Source organism: uncultured Thiohalocapsa sp. (assembly GCF_913062725.1).
Classification (GTDB): Bacteria; Pseudomonadota; Gammaproteobacteria; order Chromatiales; family Chromatiaceae; genus Thiohalocapsa.
This window is the reverse complement of record NZ_CAJXWY010000104.1, coordinates 1-7156: the sequence shown is the minus strand read 5'-3', so window position 1 is coordinate 7156 and position 7156 is coordinate 1. Positions and strand designations below refer to the sequence as shown.

General features: G+C 69.5%; 6 protein-coding genes. 1 reads left to right on the top strand and 5 read right to left on the bottom strand.

The annotated features are described in order from the left end of the window. Nucleotides 1–11: 11 nt before the first annotated feature. A complete protein-coding gene (locus QZ588_RS17410) occupies nt 12–2222 on the top strand; it encodes a patatin-like phospholipase family protein (RefSeq protein ID WP_295544313.1) in 2211 nt (736 codons plus the stop codon). A gap of 3 nt (nt 2223–2225) precedes the next feature. Here QZ588_RS17410 and QZ588_RS17405 read toward each other — a convergent pair whose 3' ends face one another. From QZ588_RS17405 to QZ588_RS17385, 5 genes are all read right to left on the bottom strand, one after another. Then, nucleotides 2226–2777: a hydrogenase maturation protease gene (locus QZ588_RS17405; protein ID WP_295544311.1), complete on the bottom strand. Its 552-nt coding sequence runs from the start codon at nt 2775–2777 to the stop codon at nt 2226–2228. Continuing rightward, on the bottom strand, nt 2774–4294 hold the full coding sequence (locus QZ588_RS17400) for a Ni/Fe hydrogenase subunit alpha (RefSeq protein WP_295544309.1): 1521 nt from the start codon (nt 4292–4294) through the stop codon (nt 2774–2776). Before QZ588_RS17400 ends, QZ588_RS17405 begins: the two co-directional genes overlap by 4 nt. A 34-nt stretch (nt 4295–4328) precedes the next feature. After that, the gene (locus QZ588_RS17395) at nt 4329–4892 is read right to left on the bottom strand and encodes an NADP oxidoreductase (RefSeq protein WP_295544308.1); all 564 of its coding nucleotides are present in this window, start codon (nt 4890–4892) and stop codon (nt 4329–4331) included. Next, entirely contained in the window at nt 4889–5644 is a 756-nt protein-coding gene (locus QZ588_RS17390; RefSeq protein ID WP_295544306.1) for a 2Fe-2S iron-sulfur cluster-binding protein, read from the bottom strand. The genes QZ588_RS17395 and QZ588_RS17390 overlap by 4 nt, the downstream gene beginning before the upstream one ends. A gap of 22 nt (nt 5645–5666) precedes the next feature. Beyond that, nucleotides 5667–7156, bottom strand: a 1490-nt coding sequence (locus QZ588_RS17385; protein WP_295544305.1) for an NADH-ubiquinone oxidoreductase-F iron-sulfur binding region domain-containing protein, incomplete at its 5' end; no start/stop codon positions are given.

Sequence of the window (7156 nt, the reverse complement as noted above, 5' to 3'; positions counted from 1 at the left end):
CAGGAGACAGCATGAAGCCGATGATCGTTGCGCTCTGCCTGGGGGCCGCTGCCATCGCCGCGCTGGCCGCAACGCCAGCCGCAGCGGCGGCCGAATCCTCACGTCCCCGGATCGGCTTGGTGCTGGCCGGCGGCGGCGCCAAGGGCTCGGCCCACATCGGGGTGCTCAAGGTCCTGGAGGCGCTGCGGGTGCCCATCGACGCCATCGCCGGCACCAGCATGGGGGCGCTGGTGGGCGGCGGCTACGCGGCGGGGCTGAGCGCCGCCGACATGGAGCAAGCCTTGACATCGGTGGACTGGAATCAGCTCTTCGACGACGATCCCCCGCGGGCCGAGTGGCCCATGCGGCGCAAAGAGCAAAGCCTGAACCCCACCTTCGGCTTCAGCGTCGGCCAGCGCGATGGCGAGCTGCGCCTGCCCAAGGGTGCGATCTCGGGGCAGGAGGTGCTCCTGTACCTGAGTGACCTGACCGCGGGTGCGGAGGGGGTCGCACACTTCGATCAGCTGCCGATCCCGTTTCGGGCCGTGGCCACCGATCTCGAGACCGGCGAAATGGTGGTCTTCGACCAGGGGCCATTGCCCTTGGCCATGCGCGCGAGCATGGCCGTGCCCGGCGTCTTCGCCCCCCTGGAGACCGATGACCGGATCTATGTCGACGGTGGACTGGTGCGCAACCTCCCCGTCGACATCGCGCGCGCGATGGGCGTGGACAGGCTCATCGTCGTCAGGCTGGAGTCGAATCCGCCAACCCGCAAGCAGCTCAGCTCGGTGCTCGGCAGCATCGGGCAGATGATCAACTTTGTGTTCGCCCAGAACGAGGCGCGGTCGCTGACGGAGATCGACCCGCGCCGCGATATTCTGGTGACACCGCAGCTCGGCGACATCGGCTCCGGCGACTTCAACCGCGGGCCCGAGGCCATCGCCACCGGCGTCGCCGCCGCCCGGCGGGTCTCGGAGCAACTCGCCCGCTTGGGCGTGAGCCCCGCGGCGTATGCCGCCTGGCGCGCATCGGTGGAGCGTCGGCGCCAACCCGTCGAGCGTATCGACGAGGTCCGCATCGTAGGACTGGAGCGCGTCAGTGCGGAGCTGTTCGAGCCCATTGCGGACCGGCACGAGGGCAAGCCGCTCGATCGCTCGCAGCTCGAAAGCGACCTGAACCGCCTCTACGGCCGGGGAGATTTCGAGCGCGTCAATTACCGCATCGAGCGCGAGGACGGGCGTCACCTGCTCGTCGTCGACGCCGTCGAAAAGGCCTGGGGCCCCGGCTACCTGAGCTTCGGCGTCGGCCTCACCAGCGACTTCCAGGGCGACAGTCGCTTCGGACTGCGCGCCACCTACCGACAGACCTGGATCAATGACCTGGGTGGCGAATGGCTGACACAGGTCAGCCTGGGCAATGAGTCTGATCTCTACTCCGAGCTCTACCAGCCCGTCGACGCCGCGCGCACCGCCTTCGTTGCCCCCTACGTGGACCTCGGCATGGTCCCACTGGGCGTCTTTCAGGGCAATGACCGGGTGGCCCGCTACGACATCACGCGCCGACGCGTGGGCGTGGACGTGGGCACCACCTTCGGCCGTTTCGCCGAGCTGCGGCTCGGCGTCCTGTTCGGCACCGTCGATGCGAAAGTCGACACCGGCTCGCCCCTGGTGCCCGAAGCACGCATGACGGAGTCGGGCCTGCGCGCCCGGCTGTTCCACGATACCCGCGACAGCGGTGGCATCCCGCGCAGCGGCAGCTTTGCTGTGATGGACCTATTCGCACCGACGACGGCACTCGGGGCGCAACAGGACTACATCAGGGCCGAGATCCAGGCGATGAAGGCGCTCAGTCGCGGCCCCAACACGCTGGTGACCAACCTGCGTGGCGGGACCGCCTTCGGTAACGCCATGCCCTACTACGACCAGTTCCCGCTCGGCGGCTTCCTGAAGCTCTCGGGCTACGCCAACGAGCAGTTTCGTGGCAACGAGTACGCGTTCGGCAGTCTGGTCTACCATCATCTCCTCACCACGCTGACCCCACCGCTCGGTAAGGGCCTCTACCTCGGCGGATCGCTGGAGATCGGGCGGCAATGGGATGTGATCGAGTCTCTCAATCCCAGCGCGACCCGTTATGGTGGCAGCCTCTTTTTCGGGGCGGACACCTGGTTGGGTCCGTTCTACATGGGCTTCGGGCTCTCCGGCGACGGCGACACCACCGGCTATGTCACCCTTGGCAGGCCGTAGCGGCTACGCCCGTATGCGCCCGTTTGGCATCGGCTTGCGTTTGGCGAAATCATTCTCCGATCGCAGCAGCGCGCGCAGCCAATCCAGGGCCGCCGCGAGATGCTGCGCCGCCGCGGCGCTGAGCGGGGCACCCAGCCCGAAGGCCTCGCCGCGCACGGCGAGCAGGGTCAGGGCCGGAGGCTGTCCGAAGAGCTGCTGATACACGGCTGCCAGCGCCGCCGGGCTCAGGCTGTGGGTGGTGATGGTCGGGGCGGGTGCCGGGGCCACCGCAGTGACGCTGAAGGGCGCCGGGCCACCGGCGGCGGCGTCGACGACGATGCTCAGGCGGCGTTCGCGCAGCTCCAGCGCGTGCTCGGGCTGCAGCTGATAGGCGTCCAACAGCGCCACCGTGCCGGCGCCGGCGTCGGTGCCGGCGGGCAAGTCCGCCCGCAGGCGCTCCAACAGCAGGGGGCCGATGGCATCGTCACCCCGATCCGGATTGCCCACGCCGATGATCAGCAGCGCCGGCCGCGGCTCGCCGGCCTGACGGGGCGGTTCCGGGTCCAGCAGGCTCATGCCGACGCGGCGCCCGCATGGGATTCGGCGGCGTCGCGGCGCACCGCCCCGTCCGCATCCCGCCGCAGCCTGTCCAGCACCACGCCGTCGACGCGCGCCAGCGTCACCGCCAGCGGCATCTGCCCCAGCGCATGGGTGGCGCAGGACAGGCAGGGATCAAAGGCGCGGATGGCCACCTCGATGCGGTTCAGCAGCCCCTCGGTCAGCGTGTGCCCGTTCAGCGCATCCTGTGCAACCCGGCGGATGGCGGTGTTCATCGCCTGATTGTTGTTCGTCGTCGAGACGATGAGATTGGCGCGGGTCACCAGGCCGTCGGCGTCGATCTCGTAGTGGTGGAACAGGGTGCCGCGGGGGGCCTCGAGCACGCCGATGCCGCTGCGGGCGGGGGTCCCCTCGCGCAGCAGATCGGCACCGATGATGTCGGGGTCGTCCAGCAGCCGGGCGATGGCCTCGGCGCAGTGCAGCAGCTCGATGAGCCGGGCCCAGTGGGTGGCGAGCACCGACTGCACCGGCCTGCCCTCCCCCACCGCCGCAAACGCCCGCCGCGCCGCCTCCGCCCGCGGTGTGTCGATGAAGTCGCAGTTGTTGACCCGCGCCAGGGGACCGACGCGGTACCAGCCGGTCTCGGGCCCGAGCGCGGCGATGAAGGGGAATTTCATGTAGCTCCAGGGCTTGACCTGCTCCTGCAGGAGCTCGGCATAGTCCTGGTCCGACGCCTGCTCGATGATGGGCTCGCCCTGGGCATCGCGTGCGCGCAGGCGCCCATCATAGAGCTCCAGCGCACCGTCGGGACGCACCAGGCTCAGGCTGTTGGCGGGCTCGGAGGCGAAGCGTCGGTAGGCGTCGCCGCCGGCCGCGAACAGCTGCTGCATCAATGCCACGGCGTCTTCGGCCCAGTCGATGACCTGGGCGATGTCGGCGGCGAGCAGCTCGCGGTCGGCGTTGTCGAGGGCCTTGTTGACGCCGCCCGGGATGGCACCGCTGCCATGGATGCGCTTGCCGGCGCAGACGCGGATGACCTCCTGGCCGTAGCGGCGCAGCAGGACGCCGCGCCGGGCGAGCTCCGGCTCGTCGTGGATGACGCCGACGATGTTGCGATGCGCCGGCGCATCGTCGAAGCCGAACAGCAGGTCGGGGGACGACAGGTGAAAGAAATGCAGCGCGTGGGATTGCAGTACCTGCCCAAAGTGCATGAGCCTGCGCACCTTGTCCGCCGTCGGGCTGAGCTCGGGCACGCCCACGAGCCGGTCGCAGGCCTTGGCCGCCGCCAGGTGATGGCTCACCGGGCAGATGCCGCACAGGCGCTGCACCGTCACCGGCAGCTCCCAGAAGGGCCGGCCCTGGATGAAGCGCTCGAAGCCGCGGAACTCCACGATGTGCAGTCGCGCTTGCTGCACCTGGTCGTCGTCGTCCAGCAGCAGCGTCACCTTGCCGTGGCCTTCCACCCGCGTCAACGGCTCGATGCAGACCCGGCGCAAGCGCTGGGGATGGGTTGCGGTTTCAAGTGGGGTCGACATGCGCGCGCCCTCCGGGTGTCATGAACTGCGCCGCTCAGTCGTAGTGCAGCTGCGCCGGCGGCAGGTGCAGGGGCTCGCCCGCCAGCACCGCCGTGAGCAGGCTCCAGATGGCATCGGCGCTGGGCGGGCAGCCGGGCAGGCAATAGTCCACCTGCACCACCGCGTGCAGCGGGTGCACCTGGGCGAGCAACAGCGGCAGCTCCGGGTCGTTGGGAATGCCCGGGTTGGCGACACCCATGCCGTGGACGAAGGCCTCGTCCAGGCATTCCGCCAATGGCACGTTATTGCGCATGGCGGGAATCCCGCCGGTGACGGCGCAGGCCCCCAGGGCCACCAGCACCTTGCACTGGCGGCGAAAGGCGCGCAGCACCTCCACATTCTCGGCGTTGGCGACGCCACCCTCGATGAGACCCAGATCGCAGGGACCGAGGGTCTTGATATCCGTGAGCGGCGTGCGGTCGAATTCAACCAGTTCCACCAGGTCCAGAATCCGCTCGTCGATGTCGAGCAGGGACATGTGGCAGCCGAAGCAACCCGCCAGGGAGGCGGTGGCGACGCGGACCTTGTTGCCCGCGGCGGGCGCGATGCGGGCATTCATGGCAACACCTCCGCGGCTCCGGCCGGGACATCCGGGTCCGTCTGGACATCCCCAACCCGACTCACCGGCGCCACATCGAAGCGCCGCCGCCCGATGGGCACCCGGAAGGCCTCATCCCGCCGCAGGATGGCGCCCACCGGACAGACGTGCGCGGCGGCATCATCGGCGCTGAAGTCCGTGTCGCCGAGCCGCCCGCTCGGCGCATCGACGATGAGCTTGCTCGCGATCCCCCGGCCGCTGACGGCGAAGACACGCTTGCCGTCGTGATCGCGGCTCGCCCGCACGCAGAGCTCGCACAGGATGCAGCGGTTGTGATCCAGGATGAAATCCGGATGGGAGGCGTCCACCGCCCGTCGCGGAAAGCGCTGGGGGAAGCGGGGCGTGAGCATGCCGCAATGGTAGGCCACGGCCTGCAGCGTGCAGTTGCCGGACGCCTCGCAGGCCGGGCAGACATGATTGCCCTCGGCGAAGAGCATCTGCAGCACAGCCACCCGCAGCGCACGGATGTCCGCCACTTCGCTCTCCACGCGCATGTCCGTCGCCGCCGGCGCCGTGCACGCTGAGACCTCACGGTCATCGGCGCGCACCACACAGACCCGACAGCTGCCGTGGGGCGCAAAGCCTGGCTTGTGGCACAGGTGCGGGATATAGACCCCCGCCGCCAGCGCCGCATCCATGATGGTCTGGCCGGGGGTAAATGCAATGCGCCGGCCGTCCAGGGTGAACGTGGATCGCTGTTGCTCGTTGCTCATCACCAATGCTCCGCAGCGCCCGTCACGCGTCCGCCGTCAGGTGGGCCTCGGCATCGTCGCGGTGGGTCAGTGCACGCGCGACCGCCAATGCCCCGTCCAGGTCGAAGGACGGTGTGTAATCGCAAACCCGCAGCCGGTCCCGGTAGATGTGCGGGCACTTGTCCAGGGTGTTCAGCACATGGTTCGCGGCGGTGTGGCCGAGCCCGCAGTGGCTGGCGCGCCGCATCACCAGGGCGATATCCCGCAGCTCATCCAGGTCGTGCTTGCCGGCGGCACCCGCCGCCACTTTGTTCACCAGATCCAGCACCAGGCGCCCGCCGACACGGCAGGGCGTACAGAAGCCGCAGCTCTCGTGCGCGAAGAAGCCGGCGAAGTTCTGCACCATCTCCAGCAGATCGCGGCGCTGGTCGAAGATCATGAAGGAGCCCGCCGTGGGCAGGTCCTCGAAGGCCAGCACCCGGTGAAATTCCGCCGGGGTGAGTGTGACGCCGGCGGCGCCCGAGACTTGCACCGATTGGGTGTCCTCGGCGCCGCAGTCCGCCAGCACGTCGGCCACCGGTGTGCCGAAGGGCACCTCGTAAATGCCGGGGCGCGCGCAGTCGCCGCTGACGCTTAAGATCTTGCTGCCGGCGGAGCGGTCCGTGCCCTCGCTGCGGAACCAATAACCGCCATGCTCGGCGATGCGGGCGGCGGCCAGGAAGGTCTCGACGTTGTTCACCACCGTGGGCCGGTCGAGGTAGCCCTCGGTGACCGGGAAGGGCGGGCGCTTGCGGGTGATGCCGCGCTTGCCCTCCAGGGACTCGATGAGCGCGGACTCCTCGCCGCAGATGTAAGCGCCGGCGCCGAGGTGGATTTGGATGTCGAAGCTGAAGCCGCCACCCTGCCCCGCATCGGCGCCGATGTGGGTGCCGAGCAGGCCGCCGGCGCGGCGGCGGGCCAGCACCGCCTGCAGATGGTCCAGCAGATACCGATACTCGCCGCGCAGATACAGAAAGCCCGTTTGCGCGCCGACGATGCCGGCGGCGATGGTCATGCCCTCGAACACGAGATCCGCATAGGCGCTGAGCAGAACGCGGTCCTTGAAGGTGCCCGGCTCGCCCTCGTCGGCATTACAGACGATGACCTTGTCCGACCGCCCGTGCTGACTGGGGGCTTCGCGACAGAACCGCCACTTGAGCGCCGTCGTGAAGCCGGCGCCGCCCCGCCCGCGCAGCCCTGCGCGCTCGATCTCGGCGAGCACCGCGGGGGCACCGCGGGCGAACAGGGCGGCGAGTCCCGCCTCCCGCGGCTCCAGGTCGGCCAGCAGCAGTCCGGGCCGATGCACGTTGTTGGAGACGGCGAACCAGCCCTGTGGCCAATGCGCCAGGGGCACATCCGCCGCCACCAGCGCCGCGATCTCGCGGATGCGCGCCGCATCCAGGCGTGTCAGCGCCAGGCCGTTCACCAGCGCGGCGGGGCCCTGATCGCACATGCCGGTGCAGGACGTAACATCCACGCTCACCCGGCCGTCGG